General features: G+C 71.5%; 10 protein-coding genes. 5 read left to right on the top strand and 5 right to left on the bottom strand.

Annotation, left to right across the window (positions count from 1 at the left end; genetic code table 11):
- Nucleotides 1-7 precede the first annotated feature (7 nt).
- The gene (locus ACWCO8_RS22740) at nt 8-652 is read right to left on the bottom strand and encodes a GNAT family N-acetyltransferase (RefSeq protein ID WP_451033761.1); all 645 of its coding nucleotides are present in this window, start codon (nt 650-652) and stop codon (nt 8-10) included.
- A gap of 223 nt (nt 653-875) precedes the next feature.
- Between ACWCO8_RS22740 and ACWCO8_RS22735 the strand changes: the two genes are divergently transcribed.
- Entirely contained in the window at nt 876-1691 is an 816-nt protein-coding gene (locus ACWCO8_RS22735) for a hypothetical protein (protein WP_451033760.1), read from the top strand.
- Nucleotides 1692-1821: 130 nt separating this feature from the next.
- Here ACWCO8_RS22735 and ACWCO8_RS22730 read toward each other — a convergent pair whose 3' ends face one another.
- Nucleotides 1822-3114 (bottom strand): Gfo/Idh/MocA family protein, encoded by a 1293-nt coding sequence (locus tag ACWCO8_RS22730; protein WP_451033759.1) that lies wholly within the window; start codon nt 3112-3114, stop codon nt 1822-1824.
- Between the two features lie 222 nt (nt 3115-3336).
- Here ACWCO8_RS22730 and ACWCO8_RS22725 point away from each other — a divergent pair, with 222 nt between their 5' ends.
- Nucleotides 3337-4419, top strand: a complete 1083-nt coding sequence (locus ACWCO8_RS22725; RefSeq protein ID WP_451033758.1) for a LacI family DNA-binding transcriptional regulator — start codon at nt 3337-3339, stop codon at nt 4417-4419.
- Nucleotides 4420-4467: 48 nt separating this feature from the next.
- Here ACWCO8_RS22725 and ACWCO8_RS22720 read toward each other — a convergent pair whose 3' ends face one another.
- Nucleotides 4468-7332 carry a hypothetical protein gene (locus ACWCO8_RS22720; RefSeq protein ID WP_451033757.1) on the bottom strand — a complete coding sequence of 955 codons (2865 nt, stop codon included), beginning with the start codon at nt 7330-7332 and terminating at the stop codon, nt 4468-4470.
- A 304-nt stretch (nt 7333-7636) separates the two neighbouring features.
- Between ACWCO8_RS22720 and ACWCO8_RS22715 the strand changes: the two genes are divergently transcribed.
- From ACWCO8_RS22715 to ACWCO8_RS22705, 3 genes are all read left to right on the top strand, one after another.
- Complete coding sequence (locus tag ACWCO8_RS22715; RefSeq protein WP_451033756.1) at nt 7637-8524, top strand: glycoside hydrolase family 16 protein; 888 nt, start codon at nt 7637-7639, stop codon at nt 8522-8524.
- 65 nt (nt 8525-8589) lie between these two features.
- Nucleotides 8590-10224, top strand: coding sequence for a glycoside hydrolase family 13 protein (locus ACWCO8_RS22710; RefSeq protein WP_451033755.1), 1635 nt, complete (start codon nt 8590-8592; stop codon nt 10222-10224).
- A gap of 48 nt (nt 10225-10272) precedes the next feature.
- Nucleotides 10273-12672, top strand: a complete 2400-nt coding sequence (locus ACWCO8_RS22705) for a polysaccharide lyase 8 family protein (protein WP_451033754.1) — start codon at nt 10273-10275, stop codon at nt 12670-12672.
- Nucleotides 12673-12743: 71 nt separating this feature from the next.
- Here ACWCO8_RS22705 and ACWCO8_RS22700 read toward each other — a convergent pair whose 3' ends face one another.
- Nucleotides 12744-14015 (bottom strand): alpha-L-fucosidase, encoded by a 1272-nt coding sequence (locus ACWCO8_RS22700; protein WP_451033753.1) that lies wholly within the window; start codon nt 14013-14015, stop codon nt 12744-12746.
- Nucleotides 14012-14992 carry a hydroxyacid dehydrogenase gene (locus tag ACWCO8_RS22695; protein WP_451033966.1) on the bottom strand — a complete coding sequence of 327 codons (981 nt, stop codon included), beginning with the start codon at nt 14990-14992 and terminating at the stop codon, nt 14012-14014. The genes ACWCO8_RS22700 and ACWCO8_RS22695 overlap by 4 nt, the downstream gene beginning before the upstream one ends.
- Between the last annotated feature and the right edge of the window lie 135 nt (nt 14993-15127).

The following is a 15127-nucleotide window of genomic DNA, read 5'->3' as shown; positions in this document are numbered from 1 at the left end:
CGCGAGGTCAGTGGCCGCCGGTCGGTACGTCCCAGGACCGGGGTCGCGTGAGCGCCTGCCACTCGTCCCGCAGTAGGGCCAGGACCGCCACGTCGTAGCGCCGGCCCCGGTGCAGACAGGCAGAGCGGCGTACCCCCTCCTGTACGAACCCGGCCTTCGCCAGGACGTCGAGCGCCGCGGTGTTGGTGGTGTGGGTGACGGCCTGCACGCGGTGCATGGGCAGCTCGCCGAAGGCGAGGTCGACCAGCGCGTCCACGGCGTCCACGCCGTGGCCCCGGCCCCGGTGGTCGGGGTCCAGCATCAGCAGGATCTCGGCGGTGCCGTCGACCAAGTCCTGGTCGAACAGGGCGATGTGGCCGATCGGCGTGCCGTCCGGGAGGAGGACGAGGAAGTCGTCGCGGTCGTTGTCGTCGCGGTCGCGCTCGATGCGCTCGCGCACGGCGGAGAGGGTGCGCGGCCACATGCCGATCTCGTGGGCGGCGACGGGGTCGGCGCGCCAGGCGTGGATCAGCTCCGCGTCGTCGAGGTCGAGCGGCGCGAAGGCGACGCCCTGACCGCGCCAGCACACCTGATGGGGCGTCCCCGTGTCCTCTTGCTCGGGGTTCTCCCCAGCCATGCGCTCCGGTACGGCTTCTACCGCGTCCTCGATCATGCGCGGATGGTACGAGCCACCGCGATCGCCGGGCCAGCCATATTCCGGCGACCCGGGGTCGTGCCTGAGTGTCGCCCTGAGTGTCGCCCGAGTCCCGAAGGGGCGGGCCGCTGGACGGGCCATGCGTCACGATCGTCTGTTCTGGTGACTCTTTGTATTCATTTGCTGCATTCCGGGGATCCTGACGTGGACGTTCTCCCTCGCTCGATCACCTGGAGTAACCATGAACCGGCTCAGTCTGGCCGCGCTCGGTATGGCCGGGACGCTCTGCGCGGCCGCCCTGTGCACCGGGGCCGCCACTGCCGTCCCCGATCCGCGCGGCGCACCGGCGCTGGCCCCGCACACCATCACGGAAGGACTCACCTCGACCGTGGCACCCCATTCCGGGGTCCACGTCAACGTTCCCTGCCAGTCACCGGAGCAGAGCTCAGGGGGAGGCGTACGGACCACCGGGAACGGAGTCTTCATCACCGCCTCGTGGTCCTCCGCGGGCTGGGCCGCCGACGTCTACAACGAGACCGACACCCCGCAGACCGTCTGGGCCGTGAGCATCTGCACCCCGCAGTGGCACACCCGCCGATCGAGCATCCCCACCACGCAAGTGCCGATGGGGGAGTCGGGCATCGCCCGCGCGGCCTGCCCCGCCGGCACGGAGGCCACGGGCGGCGGCAACATCGGCGGGGCCCAGGGCAACGACCGGATGTACGTGAGCCAGTCGTCCGACATCGCTGACGAGTGGGTCGTACGGGCCTTCAACGCCTCCCCGTTCCAGCAGCGGATCGCCACCCAGGTCGTGTGCTCCAACACGCCCCACAGCTCGCGCTCCAGCGAGGGCACGCTGCTGGGCCTGGGCGCCACCGGAACCTCCCACGCCGAGTGCCCCGCCGGCGAGGTGCCGACCGGGGGCGGCGGACTCGGCAACCCGGCCGTGTTCTTCAACGAGTCGTACCCCACGCCCACCGGATGGACCGTACGGGCCACGAACAGGGGCACCCAGCCGCTGACCGTGTTCGCCCGCGTCAACTGCACCCAGCCCTGACCCGCGGCGGCGGCGCGCGACGCGGACGGGGAGCGACGCCGGCGGAAGGGGCGCGGCCGAAGAGCGCCGCAAACGGGGCCCGTCGCAACCGGGGCCCGTCGCGGGAACCGCGACAGGCCCCGGTATCGGCTCACGGTGCGGTTGGACCCGCGGCAGCGGGCGCGGGGCGGTGCACGGTCTCGACGGTGCTGCCGAGGCGCGCCCGCTCGGCGGCGAGCACGGTGAGATGGCTGGTGAGGGACTCCTGCGGGCCGGACTTCACCAGACCCGGGTCACCGGTGGCGACAGCCGCGACGAAGGCGTCCATCAGACCCGCGTCACCGCCACCGTGACCGCCTCCGGCGTCCATCGACCCCTCACCGAACACGTCGATGGTCTCTTCGGTGCGGGTCAGGAAGTCGTACACCCGCAACGTCCTGCCGTCGCCGTGGAGTTCGCCGTGTGTGCCGAAGATCCGGGTCTGCCGGTCGGCCTGTTCGGTGAAGGCCGTCATGGTGAACGTGGCTGTCGCACCGGAGGTGAACTCCATGGCCACGACCTGGTGGTCGACCACGTCGTTGTCGCAGGCGTACACGCACCGCCCGTACGGGCCATCCCGCAGGGCCGAGTCCAGAGCCTCGGGGGTGAAGTCGTCGACCACCACGCTCAACGGCCAGCCGTGGTCGCCCCGGGCGAGGCGGTCGCCGTAGTCGCGCTTGGCCGAGTACGGGCAGCCGGCCTCCACCTCCACCGCGCAGTCCGTACAGCGGTCGGCGGCGCCCGCGGGCCTGTTCTCGGAGCGGAAGTGCGAGAGCCGTCCGAAACTGGAGACGCGCACCGGCGGTTCGCCGAGCACGTACTGGAGCCAGTCCAGATCGTGGCAGGACTTGGCCATCAGCATGGAGGTCGCCTCGTCCTCGCGACGCCAGTTGCCCCGGACGAACGAGTGCGCCTGGTGCCAGAACCCGACGGGCTCCAGATGCTGGACGCTGACGAGGTCTCCGATCCTGCCGGAGTCGACAAGGTCCTTCAGGGCCCGCGTGTACGGCGTGTACCGCAGCACATGGCCGACCGACAGGGTGACCCCGGCGCTCTCCACCGCGTCGACGATCCTGCGGCACTCGTCCTCGGTCAGCGCCATCGGCTTCTCCAGCATGATGTGGTGGCCGAGCGCGGCGAAGGCCAGGACCGGCTCCAGGTGGTCACGGTCGAGGGTGCAGATCAGCACCGCGTCCGCGACCCGCCCGCGTGCGGCCAGGACCCGCCAGTCGTCCACCGCCGCCTCGGGCTCCAGGCCGTGGGCGGCCGCGAACCGCTCCCGGCGCGTGCGGCGCGGCTCGGCCACCGCGACGACCTTCGCCCGCTCGGGGTGTGCCAGGGCCCAGGCCGCGTGGCCGGTCCCACGGTCTCCGGCACCGACGACGGCAAGGGTGACAGGGGGCATCCGGGTCTCTCCCAAGGCGATAGCTCGACACACGACACTTCATTGGCGATTGGCGATTGATGATAGAAAGCGCTTGCTGTCGTCCACGGTAGTGATCCTCGGACCCCTGGGACAAGAGGCGGCGCGAGAGCGGCTTGGCGCTCCGGCCGAGAGCAGCCGCGTTGACCCTCACCAGCCCTCCTGCCAGGATGCAAACGATTACAGGAGTCCTGGGGAGGTTCGGTGGCCACCGAAGCGCATGCCGCGCCGCAGCCCTCGCGGCGCCAGGCCACGATGCGCGATGTGGCGCGCCGGGCCGGGGTGTCGACGGCGACCGTCTCGCGCGTACTGGCCGGCAAGCCGCTCACGGACTCCACCCGCGCCAAGGTACTCCTCGCGGCGAAGGAGCTGCACTATGTCGTCAACACCCATGCGAGGGCGCTGAAGAGCGGGCGCAGCAACACCGTCGGCATCGTGCTCGTCACCCTCAGCGGCGGACCGTACAACGAGATCGCCCGGGGGATCGAGCTGCAGGCGGCCGTCGAGGGCATGCGGTGCACGGTCGCCTCCTCCCAGGCCGACCACGACCGCGAACTCTCCCTCGCGGCCACGATGGCCGAGCAGAACGCCGACATAGTGATCCTCATCGGGGGAGTCCGGGACACCCCGCGCTATCGGACCCGCGTGGCCGCGCTCGCGCGCGAACTCGACGCGGCCGGCTCCCGCCTCGTCCTGGTCGGACGACCCTCACCGGGAGCGGAACTGCCCCTCACCGTCGTCGACTACGACAACGAGGGCGGGGCCTTCGCGATCACGAGCCATCTGCTCTCCGCCGGCCACGAACGGATCCTCTTCCTCGGCGGCCCCGACAACTCCACCACCGCAGGGCGCGTCGCCGGCCATGTCCGCGCCCTGGAGAGCCACGGTCTGCGCCCCGACCCCGCGCTGATCGCCAACCACGGCAACCACAACGACATGGGCCCGGCCGGCATCCGCGAGATCCTGCGCGGGATGCCGGCCGATGTGACCGCCGTGTTCGCGTGGGACGACGACGTGGCCGGCTGCGCGATGGCCCAACTGCGCGCGGGCGGAGTGTCCGTGCCGGAGGAGATCTCGGTCGTGGGGTTCAACAACTCACTGCCCCACGCCGAGCACCTGTTCCCCGCCCTCACCACCGTCCAGATCCCATTCCTGGAACTCGGCCGCACGGCCGTGAGGTTGGCCGTGCTGCGCGACGACCCGGAGCACCGCCACGACCAGCAGGTCGTGCTCGGCACGCATGTCGTGGTCCGTGATTCGGTACGACCCCGGGTCCGCCGCGCCTGAGTCTCGGCGCCGGTCCGCCGCGCCTGACCGACGGGCCCCACCAGCCGCTCACCCAGCAGCAGGAACGTGTCCCTTCAGGTCGTCCAGGTCGAAGGACGTGTCGCCGAGCACCAGCGTGCTGCCCTCGGTGACGGCCGTAGGCGCCGTGCCGCCCTTGCCGACCGCGAGGACGATACGGAAGTCCGCCTCCGTACCGCTGCGAACGACCCTGAACGCGCCCTTCTCGACGGAGAGTTGCGCCCCCTCGGCGTTCAGGATCCACCCCTTGAGCCAGCCGTCGCCCTTCCTGAAGAGGAAGGTCGTGGCTCCGGACTCGCTCTCGCCGAAGGTGATCGCAGTACCCGCCTCCGGGGACAGCTGCCAGGCGTACGTGTGCGCGGCCGCGTCGGCGAAGGTGTCGTGGACCGCGACGACCGAGTCGGCCCCGCCCGTCGGGCGCAGATCCACCGCGATGTCCCGCCGTGCCGTGCCGAGTTGGTAGTTCCCGCTGCCGTCCAGGGAGACGAATCCGCCGCCCTGACCCGCGTACGCCCGCGATTCCAGCGTCCGGCCCCGGCCCGCCAGCGGCTCGGGCTTCCCGTCGACGAGCGGCTTGGAGAACAATTCCGGCTTCGAGGTGTTCTTCGCGGGCTGCTGCGCCCAGGTCACGTCCTGGCCGACCAGCGACAGCGCGAAGGTGTCCGAACCACCCCAGCCGATGTGCTGTTCGTTGCGGTTCTGGACGCCGACCAGGACGTCGTCCTTGTCCTGGTACCGGCTCCGGAACAGGTACGAGCCGACGTGGTCGTCGAGCAGCGCCGCGCGCACGCTCTCCGGCGCCTCGTCGGGGTCCTGCGGGGCGACCCCGTACGGGTAGTGCAGCAGCCCGTAGGTGCCGCCCCCGCCGCCGACCGTCCGCTCGTACTGCCAGAGCCAGGCGGCGCGCTGATCGGCCGGCACCTGGGTGAAGATCAGGCCGGGGATCGGAACCCCGCCGGTGCTCGTGGCGACACCCCACTGGAGACGCGCCTTGTCCGCCTGCGCGGACACCGTGTGCAGCAGCAGGTTCGCGAACCGCGGGCGCTCCCACTTCTCCTTCAGCGCGCCGATACCGGCGTCGAGGGAGCCGGTGATTCCCGGCGCCCCGACCCCGAGCCCGTAGCCGAAGTAGTCGAGCCCCTCCTGGTCCCAGCCGGTGTCCGAGTACGCGGTGTCCAGGTGCCGGCCGAGGTCGTCGATCAGCTGGGGGATCCGCCCCTCCTGCAGGTCGAACGGCCCGTCACCACGCACGGCGAGACGGAGGGTCAGCTCGGCACCGCGCACGACCGCGGTCCAGTTGCTCTGCTTGGTGGGCAGGGCGAAGTTCGGCTGGTACGCGACCTCCAGGTAGGCGGCGACGCGCTGGAGAACCTTCTGCGCCTCGGCCCGCTGCTCCTCCGTCCACGCCTGGTACGCCCAGTCGTAGGCGGTGGCCAGGGGAGTGGCGGCGTTGGCGGTCTCCAGGGCGGCGGCCCCGGCGTGCGCGGTGCCGTTGACGAACGGCATGGTGCGGCCGGACTCGACGACCGCCTCATAGGCGATCCTCGCGTACGCCGGGTCCTGGGTGACCTGGTAGAGGAGTGCGGCGTCATGGGCCAGGGACGCCTGCGCCTCGCCCGGACGGTAGTTGTAGGCCGGGAGGCCCTTGGCGACCCGGTTCACCAGGCTGTCGTACGTCGACTTGGGCGTACCGCTCTGCTGGATCGCGGCGCGGATCGCGGTGAGCCGCTCGTCGGTGACGCCCATCCTGGGGTGGGTGAGGCTGCCGAGGGACGCGGTCGCGAGAACCTCGCCGTTCCGCCCGGTGAGCGCGAACCCGGTCGCGCCCTTCAGGTCCTTGGCGGACAGGGTGACCGCGCCGGTCGTGTCGTCGGCGCCGCACGTGCGGACCTTGCGGGCCTTGCCCAACTGGCCCTGAGCGACCTCAGGGCCGCCCGCGAGGAGGGTCACCGGAGTCCTGCTGCCGGCCTTCAACCGCCATGCCAGACGGGCTCCTTGGCCGGTCGCGGTCGCCGTCAGCACGTCCGTCTGCTGCTCGTCGAGGAAGCGGGAGGGCGTGGTCACGGTCTCCGCCCCGGTCGTCGCCAGCCGCGTGCCGTCGGCGGCCAGGGCGACGACCTTGTACGTGTAGCGCTTTCCGGGACGGGCCGAGCCGTCCTCGGCGGTCCAGGCCGCCGGCACCGAGCGGATCAGCGTCTTCCGCCCCGGTGTGAAGTCCCGGTCGGCCGAGCGGTGCACCTCGTACGAGGCCGCGGGCTGCGCGAGGGTGCCGAAGTTCCAGGTGAGCTGGACGGCACCGGTCGGCTGGACGTTGGCGCCCACCACATCGCCCTCGACCCGCTCCACACGGACGTTGTCGACGAGCAGGCGGCCCGTGCTCCGCTCCAGGGCGAGCAGCAGATTGACGGTCGGGGCGCTCGGCCGCGCGAGGACGACGGCACTGGCCTTGCGCCATGGGGTGTCACCGGTGATCCGTCCCACCAGGGCGTCGTGGCCGAAGTTGCGCGCCCACAGGTCACCGCCGTAGCCGGTGAGGCCCACCGCGCGCTCGTCGAAGGTGATGCGGTACGCGCGGAAGGTACCGGTGTCCGGGATGGGGACGTCCTGCCCGATCGCCGCCTTGTCGTCCGCGTTCCCGAGGTCGAGGGCGAGCGCCCGGCTGCCGTCCGGGCCCGCGCCGTCGAGGATCTGGGCGCGGCCGCTGGCCCGGTTCTCGCTCTGCGGCCAGCCGACGATCGTGCCGTCGGCGGCGACCTGCTCGAAGTCGCCGTTGACGACCAGGTTGGTAGTGGCCTCCGCGTGGGCGGGCGCGGGGACCGACACCGCGAGCGCCCCTGCGACGGCCGCCCCCGCGACGGTGGCTCGGCCGAGACGGGACGGTAGGGCTCTGGACATCGCTGCTCCGAATCGCGTGCAATCGATTACGTGGCGGCGAGGCTAGGGGTGTGGCTTGAACCAGGTCAAGATGCCCGACGGTAAGAGGTCTGATGATTTGCGAGGGGTGAGCTCACTTCTCCCTGGTTCAGCGCGAGTTCGTGCGGCGTTCCCCTTGAAGAGGCCAGACCAATCCCTTGACCGATGTGTGCAATCGATTTACGTTCCGGGGCGGCGAGGCGCCCTTGCGCGACCCCTTGCGTGGCCCTGGGCAGGCCGCCTCGCCCAACTCGCCTTCTCCGCACAAGGAGTCAGGAGACACACCATGAACCCCGAACACCGCCCCGCCCTGTCCGTACTCCGCCCCCGCACCCTCGGCGCCATGGCCACGGCGGGCCTCGTCGCCCTCTCCCTGCTGCTCTCCGCCCCGGCGCGGGCGGACGTCCGGGCGGCTCCGGTCGACCCCAACACCCCCGCCGGCGTCCGCCCCGTCGGCGGCAGCTCACACGCCACCCTGGTCCTCAGCGACGAGTTCTACGGCACCGCGCTCGACACCACCAAGTGGTCGTCGGTGGACGCCGAGCGACGCGACGGCCAGTACTTCGACAGCTGGTGGAAGCCGTCGAACGTCAAGGTCAACCCCAACCCCGACTCCGTCAACGGCGGCAACCTGTGGATCTCGCTCTCCCAGCTCGCCGAGACCGAGTACGCCACGGGCGAGATCGAGAGCCGGGGCAAGTTCGACTTCACCTACGGCACGGTCGAGTGGCGTGCGCAGATGCCGCCCAACCACGACCTCTTCGGCGCGCTCTGGCTGATGCCGCCCGGCGGTGTCAACGGCGTGGACGGCACGGCCCGCGACGGCGGCGAGTACGACGTGATCGAGAGCGTGTCCGCGTCGGACAGCTACAGCAACACCATCCACTACGACGGCTACGGCGCCGACCACAAGGTGTCCTCCGTCTCCGTCGCCGCCCCAGGGCTGCACAGCGGGTACCACACGTACACCCTCGAATGGCGGCCCGACCGCATGATCTTCCGCTACGACGGCGCCGTCGTACGCGACATCACCGACCCGAAGCTCATCAGCCAGGTGTCCATGTTCCCGGTGATCTCCAGCGAATCCGCCGAGTGGGCCGCCGGCTCGATCTACGACGCCCCGCTGGACTACCGCTCCAACATGTACGTCGACTACATCCGCGTCTGGCAGTAGCACCCCCCCGTACCGCCCCCCGGCCCGCACCGCGTCCCTGTACCGACCCCCGTAGGAGGACCCGCATGTCCGACGACGACCAGCAGTCCGACCGCCCCTGGTGGCGCAGCGCCGCCATCTACCAGATCTATCCGCGCAGTTACGCCGACGGGAACGGCGACGGCGTCGGTGACATCACCGGCATCCGGGCGCGGCTCCCTCACCTGCGCGACCTCGGCGTCGACGCGGTGTGGATCTCGCCCTGGTACGTCTCCCCGATGGCCGACGCGGGCTACGACGTGGCCGACTACCGCGACATCGACCCGCTCTTCGGCACCCTGGCGGACGCCGAGGCCCTGATCACCGAGGCCCATGAACTCGGGCTGCGGATCATCGTCGACATGGTGCCCAACCACTGCTCCGACCAGCACCCCTGGTTCCGCACGGCGCTGGCCGACGGCCCCGGGTCGCCGGCCCGTCAGCTCTTCCACTTCCGCCCCGGCGCGGGGGAGGGCGGCGAACTGCCGCCCAACGACTGGCAGTCGGCCTTCGGCGGCCCCGCCTGGACCCGTACGAGCGCACCCGACGGCACGCCGGGCGAGTGGTATCTGCACATGTTCGCTCCACAGCAGCCCGACTGGAACTGGGACCAACCGCGGGTACGCGCGGAGTTCGAGTCCATCCTGCGGTTCTGGCTCGACCGGGGTGTCGACGGCTTCCGTATCGACGTCGCCTCGCTCCTGGTCAAGCAGGACGGACTTCCCGACGAGGGAACCCTGCCGCCCGGGGCGCCCGCACCCCACAGCGACCGGCCCGAGGTCCACGACATCTACCGCTCGTGGCGGCGGCTCGCCGACTCCTACCCGGGCGAGCGCGCCTTCGTCGGCGAGCTGTGGGTGTCACCCGAGGCCCTGCCGCGCTACCTGCGGGAGGACGAACTGCACACGGCGTTCAACTTCCCGTTCCTGCAGGCTGCTTGGGAGCACGGAGCGCTACGGAAGGTCATCGACGAGACGCTCACCCTGCACGCCCCTGTCGGCGCCCCGGCCACCTGGGTCCTCGGCAGCCACGACGCGACCCGCGTCGTCACGCGCTACGGCCGCGCGGACACCTCCTTCACCGAGCGGCACCAGCCCGTCCCGGTCGACCTGGACCTCGGTACGCGACGGGCCCGCGCCGCCGCCCTCCTCAGCTTCGCCCTGCCCGGCAGCGTCTACGTCTATCAGGGCGACGAGCTGGGACTGTGGGAGGTCGAGGACATCCCCCTCGCCCTGCGTCAGGACCCGGCCGTCCAGCAGTCCGGCGGCAGGGACCCCGGCCGCGACGGCTGCCGCGTACCCCTGCCCTGGGAGGGCGACGAGGCCCCCTTCGGCTTCAGCCCGCCCGACGCCGGCACGGAGCCCTGGCTGCCGCAGCCGCCGGCCTGGAAGGACCACACCGTCGCCGCGGAGACCGGCGACCCCGGATCCACGCTGGAACTCCACCGCAACGCCCTGCGCATCCGCCGCGCCGAACCCGCCCTCGGCGACGGCCCGTTCGCCTGGCTCCCGTCCGCCGACGGAGTCCTCGCCTTCACCCGAGGGCCCGGCTTCACCTGCCTGGTCAACCTCACCACCGCCCCCGTCGAGCTGCCCGCACACACCGAGCAGCTTCTCGCCAGCGGCCCTCTCACCGACGGCCTGCTGCCGCCGGACACCACCGTCTGGCTGCGTGCGGTCTGAGCTCGAAGCGCCGAAACCTCCTGTCCGCCGCACACCCCTGGAGACCTCATGACAACGGCGTCGTGGTCCCGCCGTTCCGTCCTGTCCGCCGCGGGCGCCGCCCTCGCAGCCCTCACCGTCGGTGTCGCCGACGCGCGCCCCGCCCTCGCGGCGGACGCCTACGACGCGCTCCGCCTGAAGTGGCGGGAACTCCTGCTCGGTACCGGCTTCACCGCGAGCGACCCGCTCTACGCCGGCCGGCTGACCGAGCTGGGCGCCAAGGCCGTCTCGTACCGTTCCTCGATGGCGCCCTCGGGCTCCTCCCTCTGGCCGGACCTGCCCTACGCCTCCTTCTCCGGCGACCCGGTCAGCTCCACCTACAACCGGCTGAAGACGATGGCGCTCGCCCACGCCCAGCCCGGCACCGGACTCACCGGCGACGCCTCACTCGCCGCCGACATCGCCGCCGGCCTGCAACACGTCCACGACGGCGTCTACAACGCCTCGTTCACCCTGCCCAGCTCCAACTGGTGGTGGAACGCCCAGATAGGCGCCCCGACCGCGCTCCTCGACACCTGCGTCCTGATGTACGACAGCCTCTCCGCGGCGCAGACGGCGTCCTACTGCGCGGCTGTCGACCACTTCGTACCCGACAGCCAGCTCGACGTGGGCGCCCCGCACGGCGAGAGCGCGAACCGGGTCGACTTCTGCAAGGTCGTCGCCCTGCGCGGAGTGGTCGGCAAGAGTTCCGCGAAGATCGCCCGCGCCCGCGACGGGCTCTCGCCGGTCTTCCCGTACGTCACCTCGGGCGACGGCTTCTACCGTGACGGGTCGTTCATCCAGCACAGCTACACGCCCTACACCGGTTCGTACGGCGCCGTCCTCCTCAGCGGTCTCGCCTGGCTGTTCGCCCTGCTCGGCGGTTCCTCCTGGGACATCACCGACCCCGGCAAGCAGCTGATGCTCGACTCCGTCGAGCGCTCCTTCGCCCCGTTCGTCTACAACGGCCTCCTCATGGACGCGGTCAGCGGTCGGGCCGTCAGCCGGGGGCTCTCGGCGGGCAGCACGAACGGCTTCGTCGGAGGGGACCACGGCCGCGCGCAGGGCGTCATGGCCGCCGTCCTGATGCTCGCCATGGGGGCGAGCGCCACCGAGCGGACCCGCTGGCGAGGCATGGTGAAGGGCTGGCTCCAGCGCGACTACTTCCTGACCCTGGAGAACAACCCGTCGCTCGACGTCGCCTCGCTCTCCCGCCTGAAGGCGGCCAGGGACGATGCCGCACTGGCCGCCGTCGCCGAGCCGGTCGGGCACCGCGTCTTCGGCTCCATGGACCGCGCCACCCACCGCCGCCCGAACTGGGCCGCCGCGTTGTCCATGTCCTCCAGCCGCGTCGCGTTCTACGCCTTCGGGAACCTGGAGAACAAGCGCGGCTGGCACACCGGCTCCGGCATGCTCTCCTGGTGGAAGGACACGACCCTCGGCCAGTTCACCGACACCTTCTGGCCCACCGTCGACCCCTACCGGCTCCCCGGCACCACCGTCTCCAAGAAGACCCTGACCGACGGGGCCGGCGGGGACTTCGGCGCACCGCGGCCGACCTCCACCTGGGCGGGCGGCGCGAGCGACGGAACGTACGCCGCACTCGGCATGGACATCCGCGGGCTGCAGTCCACCCTGGGCGGCCGCAAGTCCTGGTTCTTCCTCGACGACGCCGTCGTCTGCCTGGGCGCCGGCATCGGCTGTACGGACGGAACGGGCGTCGAATCGATCGTGGAGAACCGGAACCTCGGCGCCGGCGGCACGCACACCCTCACGGTCGACGGAGTCGCCATGCCCGCCACGCAGGGCTGGTCGGCCACCCTCACGGGCGCCCGCTGGGCCTCTCTCGCGGGCATGGGCGGGTACGTCTTCCCCGGCGGCGCCACGGTCAAGGCGCTCCGCCAGGAACGCACCGGAGCGTGGAGCGACATCAACGGGCTCTCCGGCTCGACGACGCCGTTCACCCGCCGCTATCTGACGCTCTGGTTCGACCACGGCACCAACCCGACGGGCGCCGGCTACTCCTACCTCCTGATGCCGGGCGCCGACAGCGCCGCCACGGCAGCCCGGGCCGCCGACTCCGGCTGGATGAGCGTGCTCGCCAACACCGCCAACCAGCAGGGCGTCCACGTCCCCTCGCTCGGCTTCACGGGCGTCAACTTCTACGGCAGCGGCACCGTCGGCACCCTGACCTCCACCGGGGCCGCCTCCGTCATGGTCCGTGTGAGTGGTACGACCGCCACGGTCTGCGTCGCCAATCCGACGCAGACGCTCAGCAGCCTCGACATCACCTGGAACCGCGCGGTGTCCGGAGTGGTCTCCCAGGACCCCTCTGTCACCGTCCTCTCCACCGGCCCCTCACTGAGGCTGCGTGTGGACACCACGGCGAAGGCGGGCGCCAGCCAACGGATCACGGTCACCCTCGGCTGACCGGCTGACCGGCTGACCGGCTGACCGGCTGACCGGCTGCCCGCGCCCGCCGGGTCAGCCGGGCAGCCGGGTCAGCCTGCTCCCTGGCCGCGGTAGAGCTCGATCTCGCCGTCCAGTTCGAGGGCGAGGACGGTGGCCTGGGGGTCGCAGAGGGTCGGGGCGTCGATCCGGACGACGCCCGGGATGCGGTGGGAGGGGAATCCGCCCACGACGCGGTGGCTCAGCTCTTCCCCCGTACCGAGCACGGAGATCTTCCGGACGGTGTTCCGCAGGCCGCGCACCTCGACGAAGCCGCGCGGCGGGTCGAAGCAGACGAGGAAGAGGGTGCGGCGGTCGCGGGCGAGCATCGAGGGGCCGTAGTGGTGGCCGTACGGCATACCGCGGTCCGTCGAGTAGACCGCCTCCTGGTTGCGGCGGATCCACTGGCCCAGGCCCTCGAGTCGTTCGGCGTGGTCGGGCTGGATCGTGCCGTCCTCCCGGGGCCCGGTGTTGAGGAGCAGATTGCCGCCGTGGCCGATGGTCTCGGCGAACACCCGGACGAGTTCGGGGACGGACTTGTGCGCCGTGTCCCCGGGCTGGTGGCCCCAGGCGTCGCCGATCGTGTAGCAGAGCTCCCACGGCCCTTCGGGCGGGAGGATCGGCACGCCGAGCTCCGGGGTCGCGTAGTCGCCGTGGCCGAGCATCCGGCCGTTGAGCACGGTGCGCGGCCGGAGCTTGAGGATCTCCTCGCGCAGCTCCTTCATCCGCCACTGGCGTTCGTCGCGTTCCCAGGCGCCGTCGAACCAGAGCAGATCGGGCCGGTAGCGGGAGAGGAGTTCTCGGATCTGCCCCCGGTGGACCTGTTCGAGGAAGCGCTCCCAGCGCTCGGGCTCCTCCTGCCCGGGCGCGGGCATGGCGAAGCGGTTGTCCACCCAGGGGCGCTGGAGGACGGACGGCCGGACGGTCGGGTAGTCCGGGTCGCTCCAGTCGGAGTGGGAGAAGTACAGGCCGACCCGCAGGCCGTGATGGCGGAGCGCCTCGGTGAACGGGCCGACGAGATCGCGCGCCGCGGGGCTGCGGGTGGCGACGGAGAGGTCCGTCCGCGAGGTGTCCCAGAGCGCGACGCCGTCGTGGTGCTTGGTGGTGAGCACCGCGTACTTCGCCCCGGCGCGCACGAAGAGGCGCGCCCAGTCCTCGGGGCGGTACCGGGAGGCGGTGAAGCCCTTGAGCTGCTTCATGTACGTGTCGCGGGAGAGGTCCCCGCCGAAGAAGGACCAGGACTCGGGGACGCCGTCGACGGCGTAGATCCCCCAGTGGACGAAGATGCCGAGCTTGGCCTCGGGGAACCAGGGCTGCATGGTCACGCTGAACGCTCCAAGTCCTCGCGTCGTACGGGATGGGCGAACGGGAGGCCGGCCGCGTACCGCGCCACCTCCTCCAGGGCCAGATCGGCCATCCTGCTCAGCTCCGTCCCGAACGAGCCCGCGAAGTGCGGGGTGAGCAGGACGTTCGACAGGTCGTAGAGAGGGGAGTCGGCGGGCAGGTGCTCGGGCTCGGTGGTGTCGAGCACGGCCCTGATGCGGCCGGTGGCCAACTCCTCGGTGAGGGCCTCCTGGTCGACGAGCGAGCCGCGTGAGGTGTTGACGAACGTGGCGCCGTCGCGCATCAGAGCGAGCCGGCGCCGGTCGATCATGTGCCGGGTCTCGGGGCTCTCCGGCGCGTGGAGGGTGACGACGTCGGAGACGGCGCAGAGTTCGTCGAGCGGGACCGGGCGCACCCCGAGCCGCTCCGCCTCCTCGGGGGTCAGGTACGGGTCGTGGACGAGGAGGTCGAAGGAGTACGGGGCGAGCAGCTCGGCGACCCGCCGCCCGATCCGCGAGGCCCCGACGATCCCGACCGTGCGCCGGTAGTTGCCCACGTCGGGGTAGCGGGCGCGCCAGTCCTGCTCCCCGCGGACCCGGCGGTACTCGTCCCTGACCTCCAGGACGCGCTTGTTGGAGAAGAGGATCGCGGCCACCGTGTACTCGGCCACCGGCAGGGCGTTGGCCGCGGCGGCCGAGGACACCGCGATGCCGCGGTCCCAGCAGGCCTCGCTCACGTGCCAACGGACCGAACCGGCCGCGTGGACCACGGCCTTGAGCCGTGGGGCGGAGGCGAGGACCCACGTGTCGAGCTCGGGGCAGCCCCAGGAGGTGAGGAGCACCTCGGTGTCGCGCAGCGCGCTGAGGACGTCGGCGCGGCTGAAGTCGTCGGTGACCAGCCCGGTGTCGACCTCGGCGACCTCCGCGAGCCGGCTCAAGGTGGGTGCGTCGAGCAACGAGGGAGCCAGTTCGGGGGCCATGGCGATGAGAAGCCGGGGACGGCGAGGAGTCGCCGCCCGCTCGTGCGCCGGACGGCTGTGCGGGAGCATGGCGGTCATGGCGCGACCATATTGAGCGATTCTGCGATCGTCAAGATCGATCAAAGTGATCGATAG

It is taken from the genome of Streptomyces sp. NPDC001927 (genome assembly GCF_053594455.1).
This window is presented reverse-complemented; position numbering and strand designations above follow the sequence as displayed.